Origin of the sequence: Streptomyces flavofungini (genome assembly GCF_030388665.1) — a bacterium.
GTDB lineage: Bacteria > Actinomycetota > Actinomycetes > Streptomycetales > Streptomycetaceae > Streptomyces > Streptomyces flavofungini_A.
In genome coordinates, this window is record NZ_CP128846.1 from 5076597 (window position 1) to 5102933 (window position 26337).

General features: G+C 73.6%; 27 protein-coding genes and 1 pseudogene. 16 read left to right on the top strand and 12 right to left on the bottom strand.

What is annotated here, in order from left to right:
* The first annotated feature begins 26 nt into the window (after positions 1–26).
* On the top strand, positions 27–884 hold the full coding sequence (locus QUY26_RS21425) for a hypothetical protein (RefSeq protein WP_289949084.1): 858 nt from the start codon (positions 27–29) through the stop codon (positions 882–884).
* Here QUY26_RS21425 and QUY26_RS21430 read toward each other — a convergent pair.
* Both QUY26_RS21430 and QUY26_RS21435 read right to left on the bottom strand, forming a co-directional pair.
* Entirely contained in the window at positions 865–1596 is a 732-nt protein-coding gene (locus QUY26_RS21430) for an ABC transporter permease (RefSeq protein ID WP_289955893.1), read from the bottom strand. The two genes, QUY26_RS21425 and QUY26_RS21430, sit on opposite strands and share 20 nt — an antisense overlap.
* Before the next feature lie 109 nt (positions 1597–1705).
* Positions 1706–2806 (bottom strand): ABC transporter ATP-binding protein, encoded by a 1101-nt coding sequence (locus QUY26_RS21435; protein WP_289949085.1) that lies wholly within the window; start codon positions 2804–2806, stop codon positions 1706–1708.
* Positions 2807–2883: 77 nt separating this feature from the next.
* Here QUY26_RS21435 and QUY26_RS21440 point away from each other — a divergent pair, with 77 nt between their 5' ends.
* Complete coding sequence (locus QUY26_RS21440; protein ID WP_289949086.1) at positions 2884–3795, top strand: TetR/AcrR family transcriptional regulator; 912 nt, start codon at positions 2884–2886, stop codon at positions 3793–3795.
* A 76-nt stretch (positions 3796–3871) separates the two neighbouring features.
* Here QUY26_RS21440 and QUY26_RS21445 read toward each other — a convergent pair whose 3' ends face one another.
* Positions 3872–4534, bottom strand: a complete 663-nt coding sequence (locus tag QUY26_RS21445) for a TetR/AcrR family transcriptional regulator (RefSeq protein WP_289949087.1) — start codon at positions 4532–4534, stop codon at positions 3872–3874.
* A gap of 73 nt (positions 4535–4607) precedes the next feature.
* Between QUY26_RS21445 and QUY26_RS21450 the strand changes: the two genes are divergently transcribed.
* The gene (locus QUY26_RS21450; RefSeq protein ID WP_289949088.1) at positions 4608–6782 is read left to right on the top strand and encodes a HelD family protein; all 2175 of its coding nucleotides are present in this window, start codon (positions 4608–4610) and stop codon (positions 6780–6782) included.
* An 85-nt stretch (positions 6783–6867) separates the two neighbouring features.
* Positions 6868–7779, top strand: coding sequence for an SRPBCC family protein (locus QUY26_RS21455; protein WP_289949094.1), 912 nt, complete (start codon positions 6868–6870; stop codon positions 7777–7779).
* Between the two features lie 186 nt (positions 7780–7965).
* Here the strand turns inward: QUY26_RS21455 and QUY26_RS21460 are convergent, their stop codons facing one another.
* Complete coding sequence (locus QUY26_RS21460; protein ID WP_289949096.1) at positions 7966–9111, bottom strand: pyridoxal-phosphate dependent enzyme; 1146 nt, start codon at positions 9109–9111, stop codon at positions 7966–7968.
* 63 nt (positions 9112–9174) lie between these two features.
* Between QUY26_RS21460 and QUY26_RS21465 the strand changes: the two genes are divergently transcribed.
* The 5 genes from QUY26_RS21465 to QUY26_RS21485 all read left to right on the top strand — a co-directional run bounded on the left by QUY26_RS21465 (position 9175) and on the right by QUY26_RS21485 (position 13286).
* On the top strand, positions 9175–9495 hold the full coding sequence (locus QUY26_RS21465; protein WP_289949098.1) for a hypothetical protein: 321 nt from the start codon (positions 9175–9177) through the stop codon (positions 9493–9495).
* Positions 9496–9790: 295 nt separating this feature from the next.
* Positions 9791–10627 carry a DUF4097 family beta strand repeat-containing protein gene (locus QUY26_RS21470; RefSeq protein WP_289949100.1) on the top strand — a complete coding sequence of 279 codons (837 nt, stop codon included), beginning with the start codon at positions 9791–9793 and terminating at the stop codon, positions 10625–10627.
* 80 nt (positions 10628–10707) lie between these two features.
* On the top strand, positions 10708–11715 hold the full coding sequence (locus QUY26_RS21475; RefSeq protein ID WP_289949101.1) for an ATP-binding cassette domain-containing protein: 1008 nt from the start codon (positions 10708–10710) through the stop codon (positions 11713–11715).
* A complete protein-coding gene (locus tag QUY26_RS21480) occupies positions 11712–12515 on the top strand; it encodes an ABC transporter permease (RefSeq protein WP_289943958.1) in 804 nt (267 codons plus the stop codon). Before QUY26_RS21475 ends, QUY26_RS21480 begins: the two co-directional genes overlap by 4 nt.
* Positions 12516–12692: 177 nt before the next feature.
* Positions 12693–13286, top strand: a complete 594-nt coding sequence (locus tag QUY26_RS21485) for a hypothetical protein (protein WP_289949105.1) — start codon at positions 12693–12695, stop codon at positions 13284–13286.
* 33 nt (positions 13287–13319) lie between these two features.
* Here the strand turns inward: QUY26_RS21485 and QUY26_RS21490 are convergent, their stop codons facing one another.
* Both QUY26_RS21490 and QUY26_RS21495 read right to left on the bottom strand, forming a co-directional pair.
* Complete coding sequence (locus QUY26_RS21490; RefSeq protein ID WP_289955895.1) at positions 13320–13718, bottom strand: nuclear transport factor 2 family protein; 399 nt, start codon at positions 13716–13718, stop codon at positions 13320–13322.
* A 340-nt stretch (positions 13719–14058) separates the two neighbouring features.
* Complete coding sequence (locus QUY26_RS21495; protein WP_289949107.1) at positions 14059–14727, bottom strand: haloacid dehalogenase type II; 669 nt, start codon at positions 14725–14727, stop codon at positions 14059–14061.
* A gap of 213 nt (positions 14728–14940) precedes the next feature.
* Here QUY26_RS21495 and QUY26_RS21500 point away from each other — a divergent pair, with 213 nt between their 5' ends.
* A complete protein-coding gene (locus QUY26_RS21500) occupies positions 14941–15417 on the top strand; it encodes a pyridoxamine 5'-phosphate oxidase family protein (RefSeq protein WP_289949110.1) in 477 nt (158 codons plus the stop codon).
* Positions 15418–15479: 62 nt separating this feature from the next.
* On the opposite strand, the pseudogene QUY26_RS21505 reads toward QUY26_RS21500, so the two are convergent.
* Positions 15480–15795 (bottom strand): annotated as a pseudogene (locus QUY26_RS21505) (DUF1062 domain-containing protein); the annotation flags it as partial.
* Positions 15796–16047: 252 nt separating this feature from the next.
* Here QUY26_RS21505 and QUY26_RS21510 point away from each other — a divergent pair.
* The 3 genes from QUY26_RS21510 (at position 16048) to QUY26_RS21520 (ending at position 17685) form a co-directional block, all read left to right on the top strand.
* The gene (locus QUY26_RS21510; protein ID WP_289949112.1) at positions 16048–16530 is read left to right on the top strand and encodes a helix-turn-helix domain-containing protein; all 483 of its coding nucleotides are present in this window, start codon (positions 16048–16050) and stop codon (positions 16528–16530) included.
* Positions 16531–16576: 46 nt separating this feature from the next.
* Entirely contained in the window at positions 16577–17203 is a 627-nt protein-coding gene (locus QUY26_RS21515; RefSeq protein WP_289949114.1) for a hypothetical protein, read from the top strand.
* A gap of 149 nt (positions 17204–17352) precedes the next feature.
* On the top strand, positions 17353–17685 hold the full coding sequence (locus tag QUY26_RS21520) for a DUF2516 family protein (RefSeq protein WP_164328415.1): 333 nt from the start codon (positions 17353–17355) through the stop codon (positions 17683–17685).
* Between the two features lie 95 nt (positions 17686–17780).
* Here QUY26_RS21520 and QUY26_RS21525 read toward each other — a convergent pair whose 3' ends face one another.
* The 3 genes from QUY26_RS21525 to QUY26_RS21535 all read right to left on the bottom strand — a co-directional run bounded on the left by QUY26_RS21525 (position 17781) and on the right by QUY26_RS21535 (position 21920).
* Positions 17781–19262 carry a PP2C family protein-serine/threonine phosphatase gene (locus QUY26_RS21525; protein ID WP_289949121.1) on the bottom strand — a complete coding sequence of 494 codons (1482 nt, stop codon included), beginning with the start codon at positions 19260–19262 and terminating at the stop codon, positions 17781–17783.
* A gap of 528 nt (positions 19263–19790) precedes the next feature.
* Positions 19791–20852, bottom strand: a complete 1062-nt coding sequence (locus QUY26_RS21530; RefSeq protein ID WP_289949123.1) for a C40 family peptidase — start codon at positions 20850–20852, stop codon at positions 19791–19793.
* 261 nt (positions 20853–21113) lie between these two features.
* Positions 21114–21920: a class I SAM-dependent methyltransferase gene (locus QUY26_RS21535; protein WP_289949125.1), complete on the bottom strand. Its 807-nt coding sequence runs from the start codon at positions 21918–21920 to the stop codon at positions 21114–21116.
* 185 nt (positions 21921–22105) lie between these two features.
* Between QUY26_RS21535 and mshA the strand changes: the two genes are divergently transcribed.
* The 3 genes from mshA (at position 22106) to QUY26_RS21550 (ending at position 25759) form a co-directional block, all read left to right on the top strand.
* Positions 22106–23455, top strand: a complete 1350-nt coding sequence (gene mshA, locus QUY26_RS21540) for a D-inositol-3-phosphate glycosyltransferase (RefSeq protein ID WP_289949127.1) — start codon at positions 22106–22108, stop codon at positions 23453–23455.
* On the top strand, positions 23448–23948 hold the full coding sequence (locus QUY26_RS21545; RefSeq protein ID WP_289949128.1) for a YbjN domain-containing protein: 501 nt from the start codon (positions 23448–23450) through the stop codon (positions 23946–23948). The genes mshA and QUY26_RS21545 overlap by 8 nt, the downstream gene beginning before the upstream one ends.
* Before the next feature lie 146 nt (positions 23949–24094).
* Positions 24095–25759, top strand: a complete 1665-nt coding sequence (locus QUY26_RS21550; protein WP_289949130.1) for a glycosyl hydrolase family 28-related protein — start codon at positions 24095–24097, stop codon at positions 25757–25759.
* 38 nt (positions 25760–25797) lie between these two features.
* On the opposite strand, the gene QUY26_RS21555 is transcribed toward QUY26_RS21550, so the two are convergent.
* Entirely contained in the window at positions 25798–25998 is a 201-nt protein-coding gene (locus tag QUY26_RS21555; RefSeq protein ID WP_289955897.1) for a hypothetical protein, read from the bottom strand.
* Positions 25999–26063: 65 nt separating this feature from the next.
* Positions 26064–26312 carry a hypothetical protein gene (locus tag QUY26_RS21560; RefSeq protein WP_289949131.1) on the bottom strand — a complete coding sequence of 83 codons (249 nt, stop codon included), beginning with the start codon at positions 26310–26312 and terminating at the stop codon, positions 26064–26066.
* Positions 26313–26337: the final 25 nt, after the last annotated feature.

Below are 26337 nucleotides of genomic sequence, written 5' to 3' on the forward strand. Positions count from 1 at the left end.
AACTACGAGGTGGCCGGGGGGACGTGATGAGCGGTCGAACGTCGTGGGGGTCCGACTCGCAGAGGTGGGCGCGGGCGGAGTCCGCCGTCACCAAGGCGCTCTTCCTCGCGGTGTTCGTCGTGGGTCTCCTCGCCCAGTTCATCACCCCCCTCGGCGACGCCCTGGAGGGCAAGGCCTATGTCGGCAACGCCATCCTCGGCCTCGTCGGGTTCGTCCTCTACAGCGAGGTGCGCGGCCTCAACGACGCGCGGCGGCCCGCCGCGCCGCGGCAGGAGGTCGCCGCGAGTGAGCTGCGGGGGTTCTTCGAGGCGGCGCTGGGGCGGGCGGCGCCGCGGATCGATGCCATCGGGTACACGGGGGAGACCGTCGTCAACGAGCTGGCGCGGTCGTTGGACGGGCTGCAGGGTGCGGTCAGGCCGGAGGTCGCGGTGCGGATCCTGGTGCCGGACTTCACGCGGGAGATGGCGATACCGGGCATGCTCGACGCCGACGGCAAGGCGGTGGACGACCCCGACTTCCGGGCGGAGCTGCTGCGGCAGGTGCGGGGGTACGAGCGGGGCATGGAGGTCCTGGCCCGGCGGCTGCGCCACGACCGCAGGGGCGAACTCGCGGTGGAGTTCCGGGTGCTGCACATCACTCCGTCCGTGAAGTTCTGCCTCGTCGACGGCGAGCACCTCTTCGACGGCATCTACGACGCCGTCAAGGAGGAGCCGTCCCGGGACCACCCGGGGCGGCAGGTGCTCGACCTCATGGGGTACGACTCCCTGCTCACCCACTGGCACATCGACGCGGGCGCGGCGGCGCGCGCGAAGATCGGGGGCCGTCGGGAGCTGTTCGAGACCCTGTGGCGTGTCGCCCGCCCCCTCACCCCACCCGCCTCCTGAACAGCACCCCCGCCAACCCCATCGACCCCGCCAGGATCCCCAGGCACCACGCGAGGGCCAGCCACGGTGTGGCGCCCGCCGGTTGGCCGAGGAGGAGGGCGCGGAGGGAGTCGATGACCGCGGTGACCGGCTGATGGTCGGAGAACGCGGCGAGCCAGGCCGGCATCGAGTCGGTGGGGACGAAGGCGCTGCTCGGGTAGGGCAGGAAGCTCACGAAGAAGGTGTAGCCGTTCGCGGCCTCCGCGGACCTGGCGAGCAGGCCCACCGCCGCCGACAGCCAGGACAGCGCGAGGACGAAGGCCACCAGGAGGCCGATCGCGGCCGGCCAGCCCGCCGGGGTCGCCGCCGGGCGGAAGCCGATCGCGAAGGCCAGGGCCAGGACCAGCGCGGTCGCCAGGAGGTTGCGGGCCACGGAGGCCAGGACGTGGCCCGTCAGGATCGCCGTGCCGCTCACGTCCAGGGAGCGGAAGCGGTCGATGATGCCGCCCTTGAGGTCCTCCGTGACGGCCACCGCCGTACCGGCCGAGCCGAATCCGGCGCACAGGAGCAGGACGCCGGGGACCACATAGGTGACGTAGCGGCTGCTGGTTCCGGTGTCGATCGCCCCGCCGAAGAAGTACACGAAGATCAGGAGCAGGAGCACGGGGAGTGCGAGGGCCGTGATCAGGGCGTCCACGTTCCTGCGGCTCAGGCGCAGGGAACGGCCGGTCATGGTGAGGGAGCTCGACAGCCAGTTGGTGGGGTTGGGGTTGGGATTGGGGCTGAGGTTGGGATCGGGGTTCGGGCTGAGGTCCGGGTCCGGGTTCGGGCCAGGTGAGGGCTCAGGCACGGGTGGGCTCCTTCGGGGGCGCGGCGGGGGGCGTGGGCGCCGTCAGCGTCAGGAACACCTCGTCCAGGCTCGCCGTGCGCAGCGCGAAGTGCGCCACGTCCGTCCCCGTCGGGTCGAGTTCGTCGAGGAGCGCGCGGACGTGCCGTGCGGTGCCGTCGGTCGGCAGGGCCAGGGTGCGGGCGCGCGGGTCGCGGCGGGTGGCGTGCGGGGCCTGGGCGTGAACGCGGAGGTAGGCGTCGGACGTGGCCAGGGTGAGGTCGAGGTGGTGGCCCACCACCCGGGACTTGAGCTCCGCCGTGGTGCCCTCCGCCACGATCGCCCCGCCGTGCAGGACGGCGACCCGGTCGGCCAGGTGGTCCGCCTCCTCCAGGTACTGCGTGGTGAGGAAGACCGTGGTGCCCCGCGCGGCCAGGCCGCCCACGACGTCCCACAGCTCCCTGCGGCTGCGCGGGTCCAGGCCCGTCGTCGGCTCGTCCAGGAAGATCACCCGGGGCTCGCCGACCAGACCGGCGGCCAGGTCCACGCGCCGCCGCATGCCGCCCGAGTACGTCCGGACCAGGCGGCCGCCCGCGTCGGACAGGCCGAAGCGGGCGAGGAGTTCGTCCGCCCGCGCCCGGGCGGCGGCCCGGCGAAGGCCCGCGAGGCGCGCCATCATGCGCAGGTTCTCCGCCCCGGTCTGGGCCTCGTCGACCGCCGCGAACTGCCCGGTCAGGCTGATCGCGCGGCGCACGTCGCGGCGCCGCGCGCGGATGTCGTACCCGGCGACCCGCGCCGTGCCCGCGTCCGGCTCCGTGAGCGTCGCGAGGATCCGGACGGCGGTCGTCTTGCCCGCGCCGTTGGGGCCGAGGAGGGCGAAGACGGTGCCGGGCGGGACGTGCAGGTCGATGCCGCGCAGGACGGGGAGCGGGGGGTTGGTGCCGCTTCCTCCGGAGGACTTGTAGGACTTCGTGAGGCCGGTGGCCTCGATCGCGGCGGTGGTCGTGATGTTCGTGGTGGTGGTCCTGGCGTTCGTGGTGGTGGTCCTGGCGTTCGTGGTGGTGGTCGTGACGTGCGCGGCGCTGGTGTCGCCGGCGCCTTCGGCGGCTGCTGGCATCGCCCCTCCCTGGGGTACGGAAGACAGGTACTGCGTAAGGCATACGCATTACTGTGTAAGGGTTACGCAGAACTACGATGGCCGTCAAGCGAAGGCGCGGAGCGGGTGAGGAGGCCGGGGAGATGGCGGCGGACGGCGGCGGTGGCGCGGGCCTGCCCGGAGGGTCGGGGCCGGGGGCGGAGGCCGGGACGTCCGCGCGGGCGGGGGCGGAGCCGTCGGCCGACGCGGAGACCGGTCTGCCCGCCAGCCTGGAAACCGCCTGGGGCCTGCGGGAACGCCCCTCCAAGGGCCCCCGGCCCGGCCTCAGCCTCGACCGCATCGTCCGCGCCGGCATCGGCGTCGCGGCCGCCGAGGGCGTCGGCGCCGTCTCCATGGGGCGCGTCGCCAAGGAGCTGGGCGTCTCGACGATGTCCCTGTACCGGTACGTCTCCGCCAAGGACGAGCTGTACGTCCTGATGGAGGATGCCGCCGTGGGCCCCCCGCCCCCGATGCCCGCCGACGTCACGGGCTGGCGCGCCGGGCTCGAGTGGTGGGCGCGCGCCCAGCGCGAGGTGTTCCACCGGAACCTGTGGCTCCTGCGGATCCCGGTCTCCTCGCCGCCCGCCTCGCCCCACTCGCTCCAGTGGATGGAGCGCGGCCTCGCCGCCCTGGCCGGTACCGGCCTGGACGAGGGCCGCAAGATCTCCGTGATCATGCTGATCGGCGGCTATGTACGCAACGAGGCCACCCTCATGGCCGATCTGGACGCCGCCATGACCGCCCGCGGCCTCACCCCCGACGAGGTCATGCGCCGCTACGAGCGCACCGTCGACGCCCTCACCGCCCCCGACCCCGGCCGCTACCCGGCACTGCGGCACCTCCTCGCCTCCGGCGCCCTCGGCGCGCCGGACGAATCCCCGGACGTGGAGTTCGAGTTCGGCCTGGGCTGCCTGCTCGACGGGGTGGAGGTGCTCGTGCGGTCGGGGGGCGGGGGTACGTGTACGGCGTGAGGCCCGGGGTGGTGGCTGCGCGTACGGTGTGAGGCCCGGGGGCTGTGTGTGCGGCGTGCGGCCCGCAGGGGGGGGGCTACGCGTACTGCGCGAGCCCCGAGCTCAGTTGGGCGAAGGCCTGGTCCGCCGCCCGCACGGCGTCCGCGCGCACCTCCGCCGCCGGCTCGCCCGCGGCCACGCGGCGCCAGTTCTCCAGGGCGAGGACCCGCTGCGCCGCCAGGATCTGGGCGGCGGCGAGGCGTGCGGGCAAGGGGGTGACGGCCTCGGTCGCGGGCTCTGCCGCCACGCCGCCCAGCGCCTCCGCGAGCGCCCGCTCGGCCCGCTCCTGGTAGCCGTGGAGGCGTGCCACCAACGACGGCGTGCCGTACAGGAGTCGGTGGAAGGCCAGGACCTCGGGCTCGTCGTTGAGGCCGGTCACCGGGTCGCGCCGGGCCAGGCCCGCCAGGAAGTGGGCGTGCAGCGCGGCCAGCGGGGAGTGGCCCCGGGGGCGCCCGGTGACGACCCGCGCCGCCTCGTCCTCGTGGTCGGCGAACCGGTGCAGGACCAGGTCCTCCTTGGCGGGGAAGTACCGGAACAGCGTCGGCTTGGAGATCTCCGCCGCCGCGGCCACCTCCGCGACCGACACCTTCTCGAAGCCGCGCTCCAGGAACAGCGCGATGGCGGCGTCGGAGACGGCCTCGTACGTCCGCCGCTTCTTGAGCTGGCGCAGGCCCGAGGGCTTCGTCTCGTCGTCCGTCATGCGGGCAGCCTACCGCACGGTGAGTCTGAGTAATAAATGTTACTCGGTAACGTTTTCTTGTACGCTCGTCGGCATGACGGCACCCGGCACCTCCTCCGACACCCCCGCCCCCGCCACCGCCCCCACCCCCGACGCCGCGCTCGCGCGGGAGCGGCAGTACCACGACCGCTGCCGCGCCGCCCTCGCCGCGATGGTCGACGGCGCCCAGGAGCACGTCGTCACCGGCGAGCACGTCGCCGCGTCCGGGGCGGACGCCGAAGTGCTCGGCTACCAGCTGCGCAGCCGGGCCAAGGAGATGCGCGAACTCCCCGACGCCCCGCTGTTCTTCGGCGCCCTCGACTTCGCCGCCGACGCCGACGCGGCGGGCGACCACCGCGGCCAGCGGTACCACGTCGGCCGCCTGCGCATCACCGAGGACCCCGCGGCCCCGCCCCTGGTCGTCGACTGGCGCGCTCCCGTCTCGCGCGCCTTCTACCAGGCGGGCGTGCGCGACCCGCAGGGCGTGGCCGTACGCCGCCGCTTCGGCTGGGCGCCGGGCAGCGCGGGCGACTCGGCCGACCTGACGGGGCTCGAGGACGAGTACCTGGCGGGGCCCGGGGACGAGCGTCTGGCGGCGGCCGGCGGGCACCTCGCGGCGGTCGACGGCGGGCACCCCGCGGCCGAGGGGGAGGCGGCCGCCACCGCCCCCCGCAGCCGCATCCTGACCGGCGAGATCGAGCGCCCCCGCGTCGGCCCCATGCGCGACATCGCCGCCACCATCCAACCCGAGCAGGACGACCTGGTCCGGGCCGCGCTCACCGAGACCGTCTGCGTCCAGGGCGCCCCCGGCACCGGCAAGACGGCCGTCGGCCTGCACCGCGCCGCCTACCTCCTCTACACCCACCCGCAGCGGATCCGCCGCTCCGGCCTGCTCATCCTCGGCCCCAACCGCACCTTCCTGCGGTACATCGCGGAGGTCCTGCCCTCCCTCGGCGAGACCGGGGTGCGCCAGTCCACCGTCAGGGACGAGATCGCCCGGCAGCCGGTGCGGGCCGCGGACGGGCCCGAGGCCGCCGTCGTGAAGCACGACGCCCGGATGGCCGAGGTGCTGCGGCGCGCGCTGTACGCCCGGGTGCGGCCGGGCGGCGCCGAGCCGCTCGCGGTGCCGGACGGCTCGTACCGCTGGCGGGTGCCCGCCGGTGACCTGGACCGGATCGTCGCGGACGTACGCGCGGAGGAACCGCCGTACGAGACCGGCCGCGAGCGCGTGCGCACCCGCGTCGTGCGCCACATCCAGGAACAGGCCGAACGGCGCGCGGGCCCCGTCGGCGACGCCTGGCTGCAGAAGGTCTCCCGTGCCAGGCCCGTCTCCGCCTTCGTCGACGCGGTGTGGCCGAGGGCGCGGCCGGAGGAGGTGCTCGCCGAACTCCTTTCGGACGCGCGCGTGTTGGCGGCCGCCGCGGACGGTGTCCTCGACGAGGCGGAGCAGCAGGCGATCGGCTGGGACCGGGCGCCGCGCTCGTACCGGTCCGCGAAGTGGTCGGACGCCGACCTCGTGCTGCTCGACGAGCTCGCGGGCCTCGTCGAGCGGCCCGCGGGCTACGGCCACATCGTCGTCGACGAGGCACAGGACCTCTCGCCCATGGAGTGCCGCGCCATCGCGCGCCGCGCCGACTTCGGCTCGCTCACCGTCCTCGGCGACCTCGCTCAGGGCACCACGCCGTGGGCGGCCCGCGACTGGCCCACGCTCCTCGCCCACCTGGGCGAGCCGGACACCCCCGTGACCCCGCTGACCACCGGTTTCCGCGTCCCGCAGGCGATCGTCACCCTCGCCAACCGGCTGCTCGACGGCCTCGGCGTCGACGTGCCGCCCGCCCGCTCCCTGCGCGGGGACGGCGAACTCGCCGTGCACCGTGTCGACGGTGACCGCGACGTGGCCGCCGCCACCGTCGACGCGGTGCGCCGCGCACTGGCCCACGAGGGCTCGATCGGGGTCATCGCCGCCGACAGCGCCGTCGCGGGGGTGCGGGCCGCGCTGACGGCGGCGGGCGTCGAGCCCGCGGGCCCCGACGAACTGGGCGCCCGCGTCACGGTCGTGCCCGCCTCGCTCGCCAAGGGCCTGGAGTACGACCATGTGGTGGCCGTCGAACCGGCCGACATCGTGGCGGCGGAGGAACGCGGGGCGCACCGGCTGTACGTGGTGCTGACCAGGGCGGTCTCCCGCCTGGACGTGGTGTGCGGGCGGGAGGTGCCCTGGGCCGCGGCCTAGGTGTTGCCCCGGTGGGCCGGTGCGCGCTCCGCCCTGCGGCCGGGGGCCCCGCCGGTTATGTTGACGCGATGGAGGACCACTCGGCATGAGCCCCCGCAACCCCCACTCCGACACCCTCACCGCGGCCGACGACGACGGGCGGTACGCCCTGCGGATGGAGCGCCGCCTGGGCCGCCCGCCCGCGGAGGTCTGGGACGCGCTCACCCGGCCCGAGCGGCTGGCGCACTGGTTTCCGTCGGAGGTACGGGTCGAGCTGGTGCAGGGGGGTGCGGTGGAGTTCGTGTTTCCCGCGGAGGCCCATGGGGCTGGTGAGGGTGGGGAGGCCGGTGATGCCGGTGCGGCGGCCGAGTCCGGCATGACCGGGGTGGTGACCGACCTCGACGAGCCCCGGCTGTTCGCCTTCACCTGGGGCGAGGACCACCTGCGCTGGGAGATCGCCCCGGACCCGGAGACCGGCGGTGCGCTGCTCACCCTCGTCCACACCTTCGGCGACCGGTTCGGCGCGCCGAGCTTCGGCGCGGGCTGGCACCTGTGCCTCACGGCGCTGGGCGCCCATCTGGACGGCGACGCGCCCGACCCCGCCGTGGAGACGGTGGACAAGGGGGAGTTGCACGAGGCCTATCTGGAGCAGTTCGACCTGGGCGGCGGGGAGATCACCGGCACCAGGACCGTGCGTTTCGAGCGGCAGCTGGTACGGGACGCGGAGGCCGTCTGGGCCGAACTCACCCAGGGCGTGGGTGTGTCGGAGGGCCTGCTCGCACCCGTCGGCCTCGCCGCCGAGGGGGTGCCCCCGGGCCCGGTCACGGAGGTGCGGGCCCCCGTCCTCTGCGCGTACGCGAGCCCGGCGGGCGGCTCGGTCAGGTGGAAGCTCGGGGCGGGCACGGGGTACGGGGCGCGGCTCGTCCTCACGCACACGGGGGCCGCGGACGCGAGGGCGGCACTGGCGGCTTGGCACGCGCGGCTGGAGCTGTTGGCGGGGCGGTTGTTGGAGGGGTAGTGCGGGGGTGTGGGTGTGGGTGTGGGTGTGGGGTGGCGCTCGGTACGCCGTCGTCGCGCCGTCGTGCGGAGGGCTGGTGCGGCTCACGCCGTCCCGTGAGGTGCGGGACCACCATCCCTCACGCCGTCCCGTGAGGTGCGGGACCACCCCGCTCACGCCGCCCCATGAGGCCCGGGACCACCCCGCTCACGCCGCCCCGTGCGGATTCGCCGCCGTCCCCTCCGTGCTCAGGAGCACCACCGTCGCCCCGGCCCCGAGGCCCAGCTCCGCCCGGCGCCCCCGTGCCCCCGCCCCGGTCAGCGCCGCCCGCGCCCCCGCGAGGGCCGCCGCCCCGCACGGCCCCGACGACACCCCGAGCGCCCTCAAGTCCCCCACCGCCGCGAGCGCTTCGGCGTCGGGTACCGCCACCGCCGCGTCCAGGCCCGCCCGCAGCACCGGCCAGGCGAGGCCGGACAGCGTGCCGCAGTTCAGCCCGGCCATCACCGTCTCCCCGGCCACCACGGGCACCGATTCGCCCCGCACCAGGCTCGCGAGCGCGGGTGCGGCCTCCGTCGGCTCCACGGCGAGCAGCGCCGGGCCGCGCGCGCCCCGGCTCCGGTAGTGCGTGACGGCCGCCTGCGCCAGCGAACCCACCCCCACCGGCACGGCCATCAGGTCGAGGCCGTCGGCGCCCGCGTCGGCCAACTGCCCGTCCACCTCGGCGAAGAGCGTGGAGTACCCCTCCACGATCCGCGCGGGCACCTCCTCGTACCCCTCCCACGCCATGTCCTGCACCAGGACCGAGCCCTGTGCCCGTGCCGCCGCCGCGGCCTCCCGCACCGCCCGGTCGTAGTCCCCGGCGACCCGCGTCACCCGCGCCCCCTCGCCCTCGATCGCGGCCGCCGCCCCGGGGTGCACCCCCTGCGACACGAACACATGGGCCCGTTGACCCAGTTGACGCGCGATCCGGGCCACCGCACGCCCGTGGTTGCCGTCGGTCGCCGTGACCAGTTCCACGGGGGCGTCCGACGCGCGCTCCGCGAGGACGCGGTGCACGGCCCAGGACGCGCCGAGCGCCTTGAACGCGGGCAGGCCGAGCCGCGCCGACTCGTCCTTCACGAAGACCCGACCGACGCCCAACTCGGCGGCGAGAGAGGGGAGTTCGGTGAGGGGAGTGGGGGCGTACTCGGGGAGCGTGGCGTGGAAGGCGCCGACGTCGGCGGGTGCGGGGGCGCAGGACCACTCGCGTGCGGCGGGGCGGGCGTACCAGGCGGGCGGGGCGCCGGGGGCGCCGGGGGCGGCGGTGTGGGGGGACGTGGTGCGGGACTCGGTGGTGGAGCCGGTGTCGGTCATGGGACAACCCTGCGGCGCATCGCACCCTTCGGTCGAGCTCGTCTTTCCGACGTGCATTCGTCGGTGGAACCGAAGGGATCGAGGGCGGTCGCGAGGGCGCCCACCCGGCGAAAGGGTGCCGTCGCCACGTACGACCTCCACCGCCTGCGCCTCCCGCGCGAGCTGAAGCACCGCGGCACCCTCGCGGCCGTCGCCGCCGCCCTCGCGCTCGTCCCGGCCGCGCTCACCCGGCCGCACCCCCTGCCCGCCCGCCAGGCCTGCCTCCCCACCCGCCCGACCCGCCCCTCCCGCCCCCTGGTGCCCCACTCGGCGCCGCTGTGGCACCGCGACGGCGCCAACCCGTCCCCGTACACCCTCCTGATTCCCGCCCGCGCCACGCCCTGACGCCCTTCTGGCGCGGCGAGGGCCACTTCTCGCCGATCGAATGCCCGAGAGGAAACCCCAGCTCACGGGGGGTATGGGCGGGCTCCCTGACGCGCTGTGCGCCGCACCTCACCCCTCGTGGCACCACCTGGGTGCCAAGCGGGGTTGCGTTGGCGCCATAGTGATGCCATGCTGGCGTCATGAACAGCACGGCTCCAGGGGGCTGAGAACGCCGGCCCGCCGGAGCGACGCAGGACCCCCCCATCCGCCCGCTGCGACCAGCGGGTCCGCACACCTCAGCTCAGACAGGACGGCCATGCCTACTTTCGACACCCCCGAGCCCCTCTCCGCCCTCATCGAGTTCGAGATCGGCACCGCCCGCATCTCCGCCGGAAAGCGCCTGGACACCGTCGTCTCGGTGCTCCCGAGCGACGGCCGCGAGGACGTCGACGTGAAGGCCGCGGAGCAGGTCCAGGTCACGTGCAACAACGGCCGCCTGGCCGTCAAGGGCCCCAAGAAGCGCTCGCTGTTCGGCAAGGGCGGCTCGATCGAGGTCAGCGTGGAGCTGCCGGCCGGGTCGGACGTCCAGGGCCTCTCGCCCGCCGGCGTCTTCACCACCGAAGGCCGCCTCGGCGACTGCCGGTTCGAGTCCGCCGCCGGTGACATCCACGTCGCGGAGGTCGGCGCCGCCTTCCTCCGGTCCGACCACGGCGACGTCCGCGTGGACCGCGCCACCGGCGACGTGGAGATCGACGCCGCGGGCCGCATCGACCTCGGCACCGTCGCGGGCGCCGCCAACATCCGCAACCGCAAGGGCGACACCACCCTCGGCGAGGTCACCGGCGAGCTGCGCGTCAACTCCTCCAACGGCCGCATCTCCGTCGGCGTCGCCCACGCCGGAGTCGACGCCAAGTCGGACAACGGCACCATCAAGCTCGGTGAGGTCGCCCGCGGCCAGATCACCCTCCAGACCGCCGACGGCGACCTCGAAGTCGGCATCCGTGAGTCCAGCGCCGCCTGGCTCGAGGTGAACTCCCAGGCGGGCACGGTCCACAACTCGATCGGTTCGACCGACGGCCCCGGCCCGGACGCGGAGACCGTCCAGGTGCGCGCCCGCACCGGCCTCGGCGACATCGTGATCCGCCGCGCCTGACCGCACCCGTACACGCAAGGGCTCGTGCCACGCGGAGACCGGCCTCGCATCAACTACGGAAAGAAGAAGGAGGCGGCACGATGACTGCCACCACCGGTTTGACCGCCCCGCCGAAGGGGATCACCGCCCAGGGGCTGCGCAAGTCGTACGGCGAGAAGGTCGTACTCGACGGGATCGACCTGCAGGTCTCTGAGGGCACGATCTTCGCCCTGCTGGGCCCGAACGGCGCGGGCAAGACCACCACCGTCCAGATCCTCTCCACCCTCATCTCCGCCGACGGCGGGGACGCCCAAGTGGCGGGGAACAACCTGGCGCAGGAACCGGACGGCGTCCGCAGGTCCATCGGCGTCACCGGCCAGTTCGCCGCCGTCGACGGCCTGCTCACCGCCGAGGAGAACCTCTTCCTCATCGCGGACCTGCTGCACCTCGACAAGGCCGAGGGCCGACGCCGCGCCGCCGAACTCCTGGAGCGCTTCGACCTGACCGATGTCGCGAAGAAGCCCGCGTCCGCCTTCTCCGGTGGTATGCGCCGCAAGCTGGACCTGGCGATGACCCTGGTCGGCCGCCCCAGCGTCATCTTCCTCGACGAGCCGACGACGGGTCTGGACCCGCGCAGCCGTCGCACGATGTGGGACATGATCCGCGACCTGGTCGCGGGCGGCACCACCATCTTCCTCACCACCCAGTACCTCGAAGAGGCCGATCAGCTCGCCGACCGCATCGCGGTCCTGGACGGCGGCAAGATCGTGGCCGAGGGCACCGCGGACGAGCTGAAGCGCCGCATCCCCGGCGGCCACATCAAGCTCCGGTTCAACGACATGCAGCACATGAACGCCGCCGCCCACCGACTCGCGCTCTCCACCGTCACCCGTGACGACGAGTCGCTGAGCCTGCAGATCCCCAGCGACGGCAGCATCCCCGCCCTGCGCGCGGTGCTCGACGTACTCGAAGGCGCCGGCATCCACGCCGAGGCACTGACGGTGCACACCCCCGACCTCGACGACGTGTTCCTGGCCCTGACCGGTCAGGGCCGCAAGTCCACCTCTGACGCGAACAGCGCGACCGCTGTGAAGGAGGCTCAGCGATGAGCACCAACTCGTACGCCGTGCGTGACTCGATGACGATGCTGCGCCGCAACCTCAAGCACGCGCAGCGCTACCCGTCGATGACGGTCTCGGTCGTCGCGATGCCGATCCTGATGCTGCTGCTGTTCGTGTACGTCTTCGGCGGCGCGCTGGGCGGGGGGATCGACATCCCCGGGGTCGGTGGCGGCGGGGACCGCGGTGACTACACCAATTACGTCACGCCCGGCATCCTGCTGATGGCGATCACCTCTGGTGCGGTGTCGACGGCGGTGGCGGTGTGCTCGGACATGACCGAGGGCATCATCAACCGGTTCCGGACCATGGCGATCTCGCGGGCGTCGGTTCTGGTGGGGCATGTGGTGGGCAATGTGGTGCAGACGCTGATCAGTCTGGTCCTGGTCATCGGTGTGGCGCTGGTGGTGGGTTTCCGTCCGAACGCGAACGTGGTGGAGTGGGTGGCCGCGATCGGTCTGCTGGTCTTCCTGGCCTTCGCGCTGGCGTGGATCTCGGCGGCGATCGGTCTGGGTTCGGACAGTGTGGAGACGGCGTCGAACGCGCCGATGCCGCTGACGTTCCTGCCCTTCCTGGGTTCGGCGGTGGTGACGCCGGACTCGATGCCGGCGGGGATCCGCTGGTTCGCGGAGTACCAGCCCTTCACGCCGATGAACGAGACCCTGCGCGGTCTGATGCTGGGCACCGAGATCGGCAACGACGCCTGGATCGCCCTGGCCTGGCTCGCGGGCCTGTCGATCCTGGGCTACCTGTGGGCCAAGGCCTCCTTCAACAAGGACGCCAAGCGCTGAGGGTGACGGTGCCCCAAGGGGCACCGCACCACCGCGCACCTCGCGTGGGCGGCTTCCCGACCGGGAAGCCGCCCACACGCACGAGCACGACCCGGGCCTTTCCCTTTATCATCCGCCCAAGCCACCGAGCCCCCGCAGGAGCGGCGGCGGGACGGCATGAGGGCCAGGGGGGCAGAGTTGACGTCGGAGTACCAGCGCAAGCTGCGGGAGCGTTACCTCGACGCCCCGGTCGTGCCCGCCCCCGAGCCCTGGCGCCTCGCGCCCTGCGGCACGATCCCCGTCGGCGGGCTGCTCGGCATCGGCTTCGCCGTGTGCCCCGGCACCGGGCGGGACCTCGTGATGGTCGTGTCGGGCGACGGGCACGGCCTGTTCGACACGGTCACCGGCGAGAAGATCGCTCGGGACCGCGACCCCGACCCCGAGACCAGCACGCCCGACGACTCCCCGGACCTCACCTGCCCCGGTCTCGGCCCGGTCGCGGGCACCCCGGTCCACATCGCGGGCCTCTTCGGCGGCGGCCTGCACAGCACGTCGTCCGACGGCTGGACCGTGCGCGTCGTCAGCCCCGACTGGCCCTGCCACCGCGTCGTCCTCGCCGCGGGCGACAGCCTCCACCGCGGCCCGGCCGGCCAGACGTGGTGGCACGTCCTGCACGCCCGGTACTCGGAGTTCCGCGCCGCCGGATTCTCCCCGTCGGGCCGCACGCTGGCCGTCGCCACCAGCAGCGACCTGACGCTGTGGACCCGCCCACGGGCGTACGCGGGCCGCTGACGCCGCAGCCGTGCGGCGGCTCGGTCCCGCAGCTCAGTCCCCCGGCACCGCGCAGGCCTCGGCGACGGCTCCCGTGTCCCAGTAGAAGGGGTCGACCTCGGTGATCAGGCCGTCCGCGACCTTGATCGTCTGCAGGACGGGGAAGGTGAGTTCACGTCCGGTGGCACGGGCGACCGCGTGCACCCGGGTGCGTACGACGGCGGTCGCGCCCGTGGCCAGGAACTCCTGCTCCACCATGTCGAAGGCCGCCCACACCCGGCTCATCGCGACGAAGAACCGCTCCATCCCGGCGTGCCCGCGCCAGACGCCGCCGTAGGGCAGCCAGTCGGCCTGGCGCAGGACGACGTCCGGCGAGAAGCAGGGCGCGAGCAGGTCGAAGGAGGCCTCGCCGGGGCCGCCGGCGGCCAGGTACTCGGCCTCGGCGGCGTACATGCCGGTGAGGACGGCCAGGGTGTCCGGGGTGCGCACTGTGTCCGAGGTGCGCACCGTGTGCGGGGTCCGTGCTGCGCCCGGGGTGCGTGCTGTGTGCGGGGTCCGTGCTGCGCCCGGGGTGCGTGCTGTGTCCGGGATCCGTGCTGCGCCCGGGGTGCGTGCTGCGCCCGGGGTTTGTGAGTTCGCCATGCGCGCAGCCTGCCGGGTGGGGTGGGCGTGCGCTGGCGGACATCGGACATCGATGTGCGCGGCCCGGAGACCCCGGGCCTCTGCGGCTCCAGGTGCCCGAGCGCCCCCGGAAGCCCGCGTGGCCCCGGAAGCCCGAGCGCCCCCGGAAGCCTCAGAGGCCGAGCAGTTCGGCGACTCCGGCGAGGGAAGTGACCTCGTGGGAGTGGTAGAAGGGCGCCGATGGCTCGGTTCCGCGATTGACGTACACGCGGTCGCGCACGCCGAGGTCCGTCGCCGACTGGAGGTCGTAGCGCGGGCTGGAGGACACGTGCAGGGTGTCCTCAGGGCGGCAGCCCAACTGTTCGTACATGAACTCGAACGCGCCGAGCCGCGGCTTGTACGCGCGCGCCGCCTCCGCCGTGTACACGGCGTGGAAGGGCGCGCCGAGCTTCGCGACGTTCCGGCCGACGTGGCTGTCCGCCGCGTTGGAGAGGACGACCAGCGGGAAGCGCGCGGCGAGCCGTGCGAGCGGCTCGGGGACGTCGGGGTGGGGTCCCCACTCCGGGATCGCCGCGAAGACCCGGGCGGGGTCGTCCGGCCGGTACGCGACCCCGGTGCTCGCGCAGGCCCGCTCGAAGGCGCGCGCCACCACCTCGTCGTACGGCCGCCAGTCACCCATCACCTCGTCGAGCTGATAGCAGCCGAAACGGTGCACGAACGCGTCCAGGGCCTCGGGCGGGGCGATGTCCTCGACGGCCTTTCTGGCGGCGGCGCCGATGGCGAAGTCGGTCAGCGTCCCGTACAGGTCGAAGGTGATGAAGGCGGGCTCGGGGCGGCTCAACTGGCTCTCCTCTGACTCTCCTTGTGAAGGACGGGCCCTTCGGCAACCGCGCGGCCGGACCGGTTTGTTCCGCGGTGCCGTCGGTGGGTGCCGTCGGCGGGCGCCGCCGACCGGTGCCGTCGGCCGACGGGAAGGCCGAGGTGTTGATCGGTCGCCGGGAGTAGGCCCCGCGCCCCATGCGCGCCGCGAAACCGCTGGTTAGGGTCGGTTCCCATGCAGAGCACAGGAATCGTCCGGCGCGGGACGGCGGAGCGCAGGCGGGACACGCTGGAGCGGCTCGCCGCCGAGCGCGACGTATGGGTGTCGACGGCACACCCCGAACGCGGCCCGCACCAGGTGCCGTTGTGGTTCCTCTGGGACGGGAGCGCCGTGTGGATGTGCACCGGCGCCACGTCCGTGACGGCGCGCAACGTCCGCGAGGAACCACGCGTGCGCCTGGCGCTGCCGGACACGTTCGACGTGGTGCTCATCCAGGGCGAGGCGGAGTGCTTCCCTGACGGCGAGGTGCCGGGAGCCGCGGCGGAGGCGTTCACCGCCAAGTTCGGGTGGGACCCGCGCGCGGAGGAGGCGCCTTACCTGTACGTCCGTGTGGTGCCGAGGACGGTGCGCGCCTGGCGGGGCGAGCCGGAGCTGCGGGGGAGGGTCATCATGCGGGGCGGGACGTGGCAGGACCAGGGGCCGGAGGACTGAGGACCGGCGACTGAGGGCCGAGGCCCGAGGGCTGAGGGGCGAGGGCCGAGGGCCGAGGGGCGGAGCTTCCCCTCCACGATCCGTCTCTCGACCTCGGCCCGCGCGAGACCGCACCCCTCGGCGATCAGCCGCACGGGCCGCACGGGCATGCGGGCGGCGAACCGGACCGCGACGTCGACGACCTCGCGGTCCGGTGATCCGACCCGCCGGTGTCGGGGCGCCAGGCCCCGCTCCAGTCGAGGGCGACGCGGTTGCGGCGCAGCAGCACCGGGTCCTGGAGCAGCTCGGCCGCGAGGCCGGGGTCGTTGGCGTGCATCCGGTCGAGCAGTTCGGGCCGTACGGAGCGCACCGTACGCGCTCGAGGACCGTGAGCGCGGCGCACAGGCGCGACGCGCGACAGATCAGCTCTCGGGAGGTCTCACACGGTGTACAACGGCACGTCCTCACGCAGACGACTTGCTCCGGCAGCACGCTAGGCGCGCGTGGCCGTTCCGCTCCAGCGCCTCTCCAGAGGTCTTCCGGCGGAGGCCCACGCGAGGCCCACGGCCCGTGCGAGGCCCACAGTGACATGGCGCACTATTGCAAGCAGCTTGCTTGCAATAGTTAGCGACCTGGGTGCAGTATCGGAGCATGGCATCGCTCAACGTCGGCAATCTCGGGGAGTACTTGCGCGAACAGCGGCGCACCGCGCAGCTGTCGCTCAGGCAGCTCGCCGATGCCGCCGGGGTGTCCAATCCGTATCTGAGCCAGATCGAGCGCGGGCTGCGCAAGCCGAGCGCCGAGGTCCTGCAGCAGGTCGCCAAGGCGCTCAGGATCTCCGCCGAGACGCTGTACGTCCGCGCCGGGATCCTCGACGAGAAAGAGCGGGACGAGCTGGAGACGCGCGCCGTCATCCTCGCCGACCCGTCCATCAACGAGCGGCAGAAGCAGGTGCTGCTGCAGATCTACGAGTCGTTCCGCAAGGAGAACGGCTTCGTGACCTCGGCGGACACGGACGGCACCGGCGAGGACGCGGCGGGGGACGCGGGCGTCCGGGCCGACGGCAGTGACGACGAAGCGCCACCCCCACGCAAGCAATCCGCGGGCGAGCCGTTCCAGGGCGAGCAGCCCTAGGGCGGGCGGCCCGCAAGCCGAAGCGAATCCGGGAGGACCATTCGCCATGCCCATCTCCGACGACGTGCGCAAGACCATCACCGACCCCAAGCCCCTCTACTTCGTCGCCGGCAGCGCCGAACTGGCCTACCAGCAGGCCAAGAAGGTGCCCGGCATCATCGAGCAGATCGCCGCCGAGGCCCCGGCGCGGATCGACGCCGTCCGCAGGACCGACCCCAAGGAGGTCCAGGACAAGGCGGCCGCCCGCGCCAAGGAGGCGCGTGACGTCATCCAGGCCCGGGTCGGCGGGCTCATCAGCACCCTCGACACCGACCTGAAGAAGCTCGGCGAGGGCGCCCAGGACCTGGCGCTGCGCGGTGTCGGCGTCGCCTTCGAGTACGCCGTGCAGGCGCGCGAGAAGTACGACCAGGTCGCCGAGCACGGCGAGCAGACCGTGCGCGCCTGGCGCGGCGAGGCCGCCGACGAGCTGGTGGAGCTGGCCGACGCCGTCGAGCCGGACGCCGAGCAGAGCACGCGGGCCGACAAGTCGGCGCAGGCCGAGGGCGCGAGCGAGGCCGGGGCCGGGTCCGAGGGCTCCGCCCGCAAGAGCACCGCGGCCAAGAAGACCGCGGCCGCGGACAAGCCCGCCGCCAAGAAGACGACGGCGAAGAAGACCACGCCGCCCGCCAAGTAGCGCGGCCGTCGGCTGACGGGGCGTCGGCTCGTCGGCGCCGCACCGGGCCGGGCACTCTCGGAGTGTCCGGCCCGTTGTTCGGGTAGCGGGTACGGTGACTGCGTACGTCGCGTAGGGACTCGCCGAGACTGGTGGTGGACGTTGTGCTGATGCAGGGGTTCTCGAACCTCATGTGGCTGCTGTCGCTGGCCCTGATCGCGTTCAGCGGCTTCGCGCTGCTCGACGCGGCGATCCGACGCGAGGACGCCTATCGCGCGGCGGACAAGAAGACCAAGCCGTTCTGGCTGATCATCCTCGGGCTCGCCTTCGTGGTGAACCTGATCTTCAACATCCTGTCGTTCCTGCCCATCATCGGCCTCATCGCGACCATCGTGTACATGGTCGACGTGCGGCCCGCGCTGCGGCAGATCACCGGCGGGGGCGGCGGCCGCCGCGGCTCCAGCAGCGACGGTCCGTACGGCCCGTACAACGGCGGTCGCTGAGGGCCGTCGACCACGGCCGTGGGTGAGGGCGCCGTGGGTGAGGACGCCGTGGGTGAGGGCGGGGCCGGGCCCGGGCGGTCGGCCCGGGAGGGCTGCTAGCGGGCCCGGTCGAGCAGCAGCACGGCCACGTCGTCCGTCAGGTCGCCCCCGTTGAGGTCCCTGACCTCGTTCACGGCCGCCTCCAGGAGCGCGTCGCCGCGCAGGCCCGCCGCCATCTGGCGGCGCACCATCTCCACCATGCCGTCCTGACCGAGCCGCTGGTTGCCCTCGCCGATGCGGCCCTCGATCAGGCCGTCGGTGTACAGCATCAGGCTCCAGCTGCCGCCGAGCTCCACCTGGCGGCGCGGCCAGCGGGCACGCGGCAGCAGGCCGAGCGCGGGGCCCCCGTTGTCGTAGGGGAGCAGCTCCGCGGGGCGGCCCGGGCGGGCTATCAGCGGTGACGGGTGCCCGGCCAGGCACAGCCCGGCCCGGCGGCCGTCCGGCGCGATGTCCACCGTGCACAGCGTCGCGAAGATCTCCTCGTCGGCCCGCTCGTGCTCCAGGACCCGCTGGAGGGTGGAGAGCAGCTCGTCGCCGCACAGGCCCGCGAAGGTCAGCGCCCGCCAGGCGATGCGCAGTTCCACGCCGAGCGCCGCCTCGTCGGGGCCGTGGCCGCAGACGTCGCCGATCATCACGTGCACCGAGCCGTCGGGCATCCGCACCGTGTCGTAGAAGTCGCCGCCGAGCAGCGCGCGGGAGCGGCCGGGGCGGTAGTGGGCGGCGAAGCGCAGCGGGGAGCCGTCGAGGAGCGGCGTCGGCAGCAGGCCGCGCTCCAGGCGGGCGTTCTCCTGCGCGCGCAGCCGGGACTCGGTGAGCTGGCGCTGGGCGGCGTCGGCGCGCTTGCGCTCCACCGCGTACCGGATGGCGCGGCTGAGCAGGCGGCCGTCCAGCTCCTCGCGCAGCAGGTAGTCCTGCGCGCCGACGCCCACGGCCTGCGCGCCGATCTCGGCGTCGCCGGACGCGGTGAGCGCGAGGACGGCGTGGTGCGGGGCGAGGCGCAGGACGTGCTTGAGGACGGCCAGCTCGTCGGGGGCGTGGTCCGAGGCGGCGGCGTCGGTGGAGGTCCTGTCGCCGTCCTTGCCGTGGGGGGCTTCGGCGCCGGTGCCGTTGAGGTGGCCGGAGCCGCCCGCGGGGGCGCGGCCGGGCAGGGCCAGGTCCAGCAGGATGCAGTGCACGTCGTCCGTGAGCAGCCGCTCGGCCTCGGTGAGGTTGCGGGCGGTGGGGATGCGGATCGGTTTGCCCGCGGCGTCCAGGAGCTCGGGCACGCTCAGCGAGCCTGCCGGGTCGTCCTCGATCACCAGCAGGGTGAGCCCGTTGCCGTTGCCCACGGGGTCGCTGACCATGGGGTCGCTCCCTCTGGGGTCGTGGTCCGCGAGGCCGTCGCGTACGGATGTGTCGCGTACGGGGGTGTCGCGAACCTGGTCGGTGCCCGCGGGCCTGGGGGCGGTGGGGCCGGCGCCGTCGGTTGTCGGCGCCGCGTGAGCCTGACCGCCTTCCGCGGCCGGGATCGCTCTCTGCCGCGGTATGGGTACGGGCATCGTCTACATCCTTCCCTCCCCCCGAGGGCATGGCAGGGCGACGGTCGCACGCCCCACCAGACGGGGACCATAGCGTCCACAGGGGCGTGTGTGGAATGCCGTTCGGCACGTGGCCGAAGGCATATGCCGCATCCTGGACCGCATTTGGGCACGAACCCGGTCCGCCTGGGATGACGAACGTCACGCCCGGAGGGTTGAGCGGGGCGCGGGGCCGTGCGGTGGGTCACAGGGGGTGGGGAGCCCGGGGCCGGGGCGGTCGGTCACGGGGGGAGCGCGAGTCCGGGCCGTCGGTCACGGGGGAGTGCGAGTCCGGGCCGTCGGTCACAGGGGGAGTCCGGCGCCGGGCGGTCGCTCACACGAGGGCCCGGGTCCGGGCGGTGGGTCACAAGGGGGCCGGGCGGGGCGGTCGGTCACAGGGGATGGGCGCCCGGGCCGGGCGGTCGGCACGGAGTGCGCCGGGTCACAGCACGCGGCCGCCGGACCCGCCCCGCCCGGCCTGTCCCACCTGTCTCACCTGGTCCGCCCGACTCACTTGTCCGGCCGCACGACGCCGAGTATCTCCATCGACCCCGCCCCCGCGAGCGTCACGCTGCGCCCGGGACGAGGGGCGTGCACGATCGCTCCGTCGCCCACGTACAGCCCGACGTGGCTCGCGTCCTTGTGGTAGATGATCAGGTCGCCGGGCCGCATGTTCTTCACGTCGACGCGCGGGAGCCGCTTCCACTGCTCCTGCGAGGTGCGCGGGATGCCCTTGCCCGCGGCCGCCCAGGCCTGGGAGGTGAGCCCCGAGCAGTCGTACGACTTCGGGCCCTCCGCGCCCCAGACGTAGGGCTTGCCGATCTGTGCCGTGGCGAACGCGATCGCCTTCTTGCCGGGGGAGGTCGCCTCGCCCTTGGCGTCCTTGAGTATGCCCGTGTCCACCCAGGCCGACTGCTGCCTGAGCGCGGCCTCCTCCTCCAGCTTCCGCAGCCGGTCGCGCTCCTTCTTCTCCAGGCGCGACTCCAGCTTCTCGGCGGTGGCGATCTTCTTCTTGATCTTCTTCTTCGCCTCCGCCTTGGCCTTGCGGCCCGCTTCCAGCTTCTTCCACTGCGCGGAGGCGTCCTTGGCGTACGTCTTCAAGTCCGCCTGGGTGCGGCTCATTTCCGTGAGCATGGCCTTCGTCGCGTGCTGGCCCTGGCGGAGCCGCCCGGTGCCGTCCAGGAAGCGGCTCGGGTTGTCGCTGAGCAGCAGCCGGGCCTCGTCCGGGACGCCGCCGCCGCGGTACTGCGCGCGGGCCGCGGCGCCCGCGCGGGCCTTCAGCCTGTCCAGCTTCCGCTGGCCCTTGTCGATGGATCTCGCGAGCCGCACGATCTCCTGCGACTGCTTCTCGGCCTTCTCCTCCGCGGCGTTGTACGCGTCCGTGGCCGTGCCCGCCTCGCGGTAGAGCCGCTCGATCTCCTTGCGGACCTTCTCCAGGGAGCTGTTCGACGAAGGAGTGGGCTCGGCCGGGCTCGCGAACGCCGTGCCCGGCGCGGCGAGCACCGCGGCCGCGCACGCGCAGACCAGTGCCACGGCTGTCGTCGAGTGCCTCTTGCCGGTCACGCCCGCCACCCCCAAAGCTGATTTACCGTCAGTAACTTCCCGGTGTTCCCGGGATGGTGCCACGCCGGTGCTGAATGCGACAGAGCCGCGCGGCAACTCCGAACTCCCACCCGCCACATGTGACGAACCGCACGCGAAGATCGTTCCTCGCAGGTCACGAGGCATTCGCGGAACAATTCCGGCACCCGGGCCGGGGCGAAGGCGGTGGTGGCGGCGGGGCCGCCCCTCCCCGGACGGCACCCGCGCCCGGCCTGTCGCGCGCCTCCGGGTTCAGCCCCGCACCGGCGCCAACGCCCCCCACGCCACCGTCACTTCCCCCTGCCGCCACCGCGAACTCCGGTCGAGCACCGGCCAGTCCGCCGTCAGGTCCCGCACCGCCCGCAGCCACCGCTGCCGCGCCCCGTACGCGGCGTACGGCGCGGCCGCGGCCCACGCCCGGTCGAAGTCGCGCAGGAACGCGTGCACCGGCTCGCCCGGCACGTTCCGGTGGATCAGCGCCTTCGGCAGTCGCTCGGCGAGGTCGGACGGGCGGTCCAGGGAGGCGAGGCGGGCCGCGAAGGTGACCGTGCGCGGGCCCTCGGGGCCGAGCGCGACCCACACGTGCCTGCGCCCGATCTCGTCGCACGTGCCCTCGACGAGGAGGCCGCCCGGGGCGAGCCGCGCGCACAGCCGCTCCCACACGGCGGCGACCGCCTCCTCGTCGTACTGCCGCAGCACATTGGCGGCGCGGACGAGCAGCGGCCGGGCGGGCAGCGGCACCTCGAAGCCGCCGTGCCGGAAGGTGAGGCCCTCGCGCGCGTAGGGCCGGGCCGCCGCCACCCGCTCCGGGTCGATCTCGATGCCGACCACGCGCGTGCGTGGGGCGACGGTACGCAGCCGCAGCAGCAGCTCGACGGCGGTCCAGGGGGCGGCTCCGTAGCCGAGGTCGACCGCGATCGGCTCGTCCGCGCGGCGCAGGGCGGCGCCGTGGGTGGCGGCGATCCAGCGGTCCATGCGGCGCAGCCGGTTGGGGTTGGTGGTCCCGCGCGTCACGGTTCCCACAGGTCGGGAGGGTGGACGGGGAGCGCGGGGGGTCATGAGGGCAAGCGTAAGCAAGGGGCGGGGCCGGGCCCTGCCGCGCCATCAAGGTAATGCTTTGGCAAAGAGGAAATGGAGGTGGGGCTTCCGGTGTTGCTCCTCCAGGAGGCCCGCACCCGGCCTCCGCCTCGTCGTGCCCGCCGTTCCCGGCAAAGCCCGCCGTCAAGGCCAAGGAGGACCGCCACGTGAGCCACTACGTGACCAGGCTCGGGCGTCGCTCTCCAACCCCCTCGTACGCCAGGATCCGCCTTCCCGGCTCCTCCCGCCGCCCCCGCCGGGTGGCCATGCTGAGCGTGCACACCTCGCCGCTGCACCAGCCGGGCACCGGTGACGCGGGCGGCATGAACGTCTACATCGTGGAGCTGGCCAAGCGCCTGGCCGCGATCAACATCGAGGTCGAGATCTTCACCCGCGCCACCACCGGCGCCCTGCCGCCCACCGTCGAACTGGCACCCGGCGTGCTCGTGCGCCACGTCGACGCGGGCCCCTACGAAGGCCTCGCCAAGGAGGAGCTGCCCGCCCAGCTGTGCGCCTTCACGCACGGCGTGATGCAGGCCTGGGCAGGCCACCGGCCCGGCCACTACGACCTGGTCCACTCGCACTACTGGCTCAGCGGGCACGTCGGCTGGCTGGCCGCCGAGCGCTGGGGCACCCCCCTGGTGCACGCCATGCACACCATGGCCAAGGTCAAGAACGCCGCGCTCGCCGCGGGCGACACTCCGGAGCCCACCGCCCGCGTCATCGGCGAGACCCAGATCGTGCGCGCCGCCGACCGGCTCATCGCCAACACCTCCGAAGAGGCCGACGAACTCGTACGCCACTACGAAGCCGACCCCGGCAAGGTCGCCGTCGTCCACCCCGGCGTGAACCTGGACCGCTTCCGCCCCGCCGACGGTCGCGCCGCCGCCCGCCACCGCCTCGGTCTGCCGCAGGACGCCCTGATCCCCCTCTTCGCGGGCCGCATCCAGCCCCTGAAGGCGCCCGACGTGCTGCTGCGCGCCGTCGGCGTCCTCCTGGGGGAGCGGCCCGAGCTGCGCTCGCGGATCGTCGTGCCCGTCGTCGGCGGGCCCAGCGGGAGCGGGCTCGCCAAGCCGGAGGGCCTGCAGAAGCTGGCCGCCCGGCTCGGCATCGCGGATGTCGTACGGTTCCAGCCGCCCGTCGGGCAGGAGCAGCTCGCGGACTGGTTCCGGGCCGCGTCCGTGCTCGTGATGCCCTCCTACAGCGAGTCCTTCGGGCTCGTGGCCATCGAGGCGCAGGCCGCGGGGACGCCGGTGCTCGCCGCCTCGGTGGGCGGGCTGCCCGTCGCCGTGCGCGACGGCGTCACCGGGTTCCTCGTGGCGGGCCACGAACCCGCCCACTACGCGCGCGTACTGCGCGAGTTCGCCGACTCTCCACAGCTTGTGGACCGCATGGGCGCGGCGGCCGCGCGGCACGCCGAGTCCTTCGGGTGGGGGACCGCCGCGTCCGCCACGGCCGACGTGTACACCGCCGCCGTGCACGATCACCGGCGTCACGTACGCTCGCACCATGGGTGACGTTGCTGGCGGGGAGCCTTCCGCGGTGATCGAGCGGGCGCTGGACGAGGCCGAGCTCGAGTGGGAATCCCCCGAGCCCGGGGCGTACGTGGTGAAGCTGCCCGGCACGCGCAAGCTCTCCACGACCCTCTCGCTGCGCGTGGGCAAGCACTCGCTGTCCCTCAACGCCTTCGTGATCCGCCGCCCCGACGAGAACCACGAAGGCGTCCACCGGTGGCTCCTGGAGCGCAACCTCCGCCTCTACGGAGTCGGTTACGCCATCGACTCCCTGGGGGACGTCTACGTCGCCGGCAAGCTGCCGCTCGCCGCCGTCACCCCCGACGAACTCGACCGGCTCCTCGGCTCCGTCCTCGAAGCGGCCGACGGGTCCTTCAACACCCTTCTGGAGCTGGGGTTCGCCACGGCGATCCGTAAGGAGTACGAGTGGCGCGTCGCGCGCGGCGAATCCACGCGCAACTTGGACGCATTCACCCACCTGACCCAGCCCAGGTAGTCCGCAGCCACGGCCGACGGTGCCCGTAACGCCCGCGGTAACGCGCACGGTACGGAGTCTTCCCCCGGCGGGCAGCCTCGTGGCATGCTCCCGCCCAACGTAGACGTGAACGTCGTTCACGTACATATACGGGAGGCGGGGCGGGCATGGGCAACCTCAGCAGACGCGGCATCCTCGGCGGAGCCGTCGCCGTCGCGGCGACCGCCGTCACCGGCCCGGTCGCGACCGCGGCACCCGGACCCCGCCAGGCCGCCGAACCCCCCACCCTCTGGCGAGAGTTCACCAAGGCCCCCTACACCCACCCCCAGATCCCCTACGTGGGACGAGCAGGAGCCCGCAGGGGCGCCCGGCACCTCCGGCGGCCCGAGCGCGTGTTCCACGCCCACCGATACGGCGCGAGGCCCGACGCGGAGTCGAACGCGTCCGCCATCAACCGTGCCCTCGCCGCCGCCGGAAGGGCCGGCGGGGGCACGGTCCAGCTCGCCCCGGGCACGTACCGCATCGACGACATCATCCGCATCGGGGACGACGGCGTCGTGCTGAGGGGCGCGGGCAGCGGCCGCACGAAGCTGCTCGCGACCAGGAACCTGACCGAACTCGTCGGCCCCTACGGCAGCCGCTACGGCGGCGACAAGTCCAGCTGGTCCTGGGCCGGAGGCCTGATCTGGCTGTGCCCGCGCGACCGACTGGACAGCCTCACGGCCGCCATCAGGGCGAAGGACTGGCCGTTCGAGGGCTGGACGGGCAACAAGCGCGACGAGTGGCGCACCCTCACCACGGTCGCCCCCGCCACCCGCGGCTCCTGGTCGGTCCGCGTCGCCGACACCTCCCGGCTGCGCCGCGGCAGCCTCGTCCTGCTGCGCCTCGCCGACGACGCCGACCACACGCTCCTGGAGCACATGGCGGGCGAAGGACCGGGGGCGCGGGCGTACACCTGGGACGACAAGACGAAGCTGACGTCGTACGTCCCCTACGAGTGGCCCGTGCGGATCGCCCAGGTCAAGGGGCACACCGTCACCTTCGAGCGCCCCCTGCCGCTGGACGTACGCCCCGAGTGGGACCCCCGGCTCACCACCCACGTCCCCGCGCTCACCGGCTCCGGAGTCGAGGGGCTCACCCTGGAGGCGGTGCGGACCCCGCAGTCCCCGCACCTGCTCGACAAGGGCCACAACGGCGTCACCTTCCAGTGCGCGTACGACTGTTGGGCCGACGACGTGCGCGTACGCCACGTGGACAACGGCTTCGGCCTGGTCGCCGCCTCCGCCTGCACGCTGCGCCGCACCGCCGTGGGCGGCCGCGGCTCGCACCACCCGTACTTCTGCCGCGAGGGCTCGCACGACAACCTGATCGAGGAGTTCCGCATCGAGCGGCGCACCGTGCCCGCGCCCGCCGGGACCCAGCTGCACGGCATCAACGTGGAGGGCCTGTCCTCGTACAACGTGTGGTCGCGGGGCGTCATGGAGATGGGGACGTTCGACACGCACCGGGGGATGCCGTTCGCCAACGTACGGACGGAGATCACCGTCGAGAACGACGGGCGGCACGGCGGCGACGCCAGCGCGGGGCCCCTCTACGGAGCGCGATTCACCCACTGGAACGTCACGGTCACCAACCAGCGCGCCGGACTGGTTAAAATTGACGGCATCGCTCCGTACAGTGCCACGGTCGGCATCTCCCGGGTCCGTGAGTTCGACCAGATCGACGTACCGGACTTCTCCGGAGAGCTCAATTCCCGTATCGAGGCGTACGGTTCACCGGGTTCCGTCCGGCCTCGGAACCTGTACGAGGCGCAGCGCGTTCTGGGGGAGTGAGGCCGGGCCCGCAGCCCGCAGCTCTCAGGCCTCGGGCCTCAGTTGAAGGGGACCAGGCGGACCACCGTCACGGTGAGGACCGACCCCGACACGTAGTAGAGGACGATCGCGCCGCCGACCGTCGCCTCACGGCGGTCGCGCTCGGCGGCGTCCGTGGAGACGGCCGTCGAGCCGTGGCCGTAGGGGTCGCGGCCGAGCGTGCGCTCCATCGCCGCCCGGAAGGCGTCCGCGTCGTTCATCTTGGCGAGGGTGTCGTCGGCGGGCGGCGCGTAGGTGATGCGGTACCTGCGGCTCCGGTGACGGCTCACGCGATGCTCCGCCTCTCGGCCTCGTCGGCGGCGAGCCGGTCGAGCACCGCCTCGGCCTCGGGGTCGGGCACGGACTCCAGCATCCAGTGCCGCATCACGGAGTGGATCTCGTCGACTCCGGCCTCGTTGATGGCCCGGTCGAACTCCGCGCGCCGGTCCTCGGGCAGGGCGGCGCGGATGTCCGGGATGGTGTTGGGGACATCGACCTCCTCGCCGCCGACGAAGGTCTTCAGTGGTTCGGCCATGGTCGGGTCACTCTCCCTGGGATCC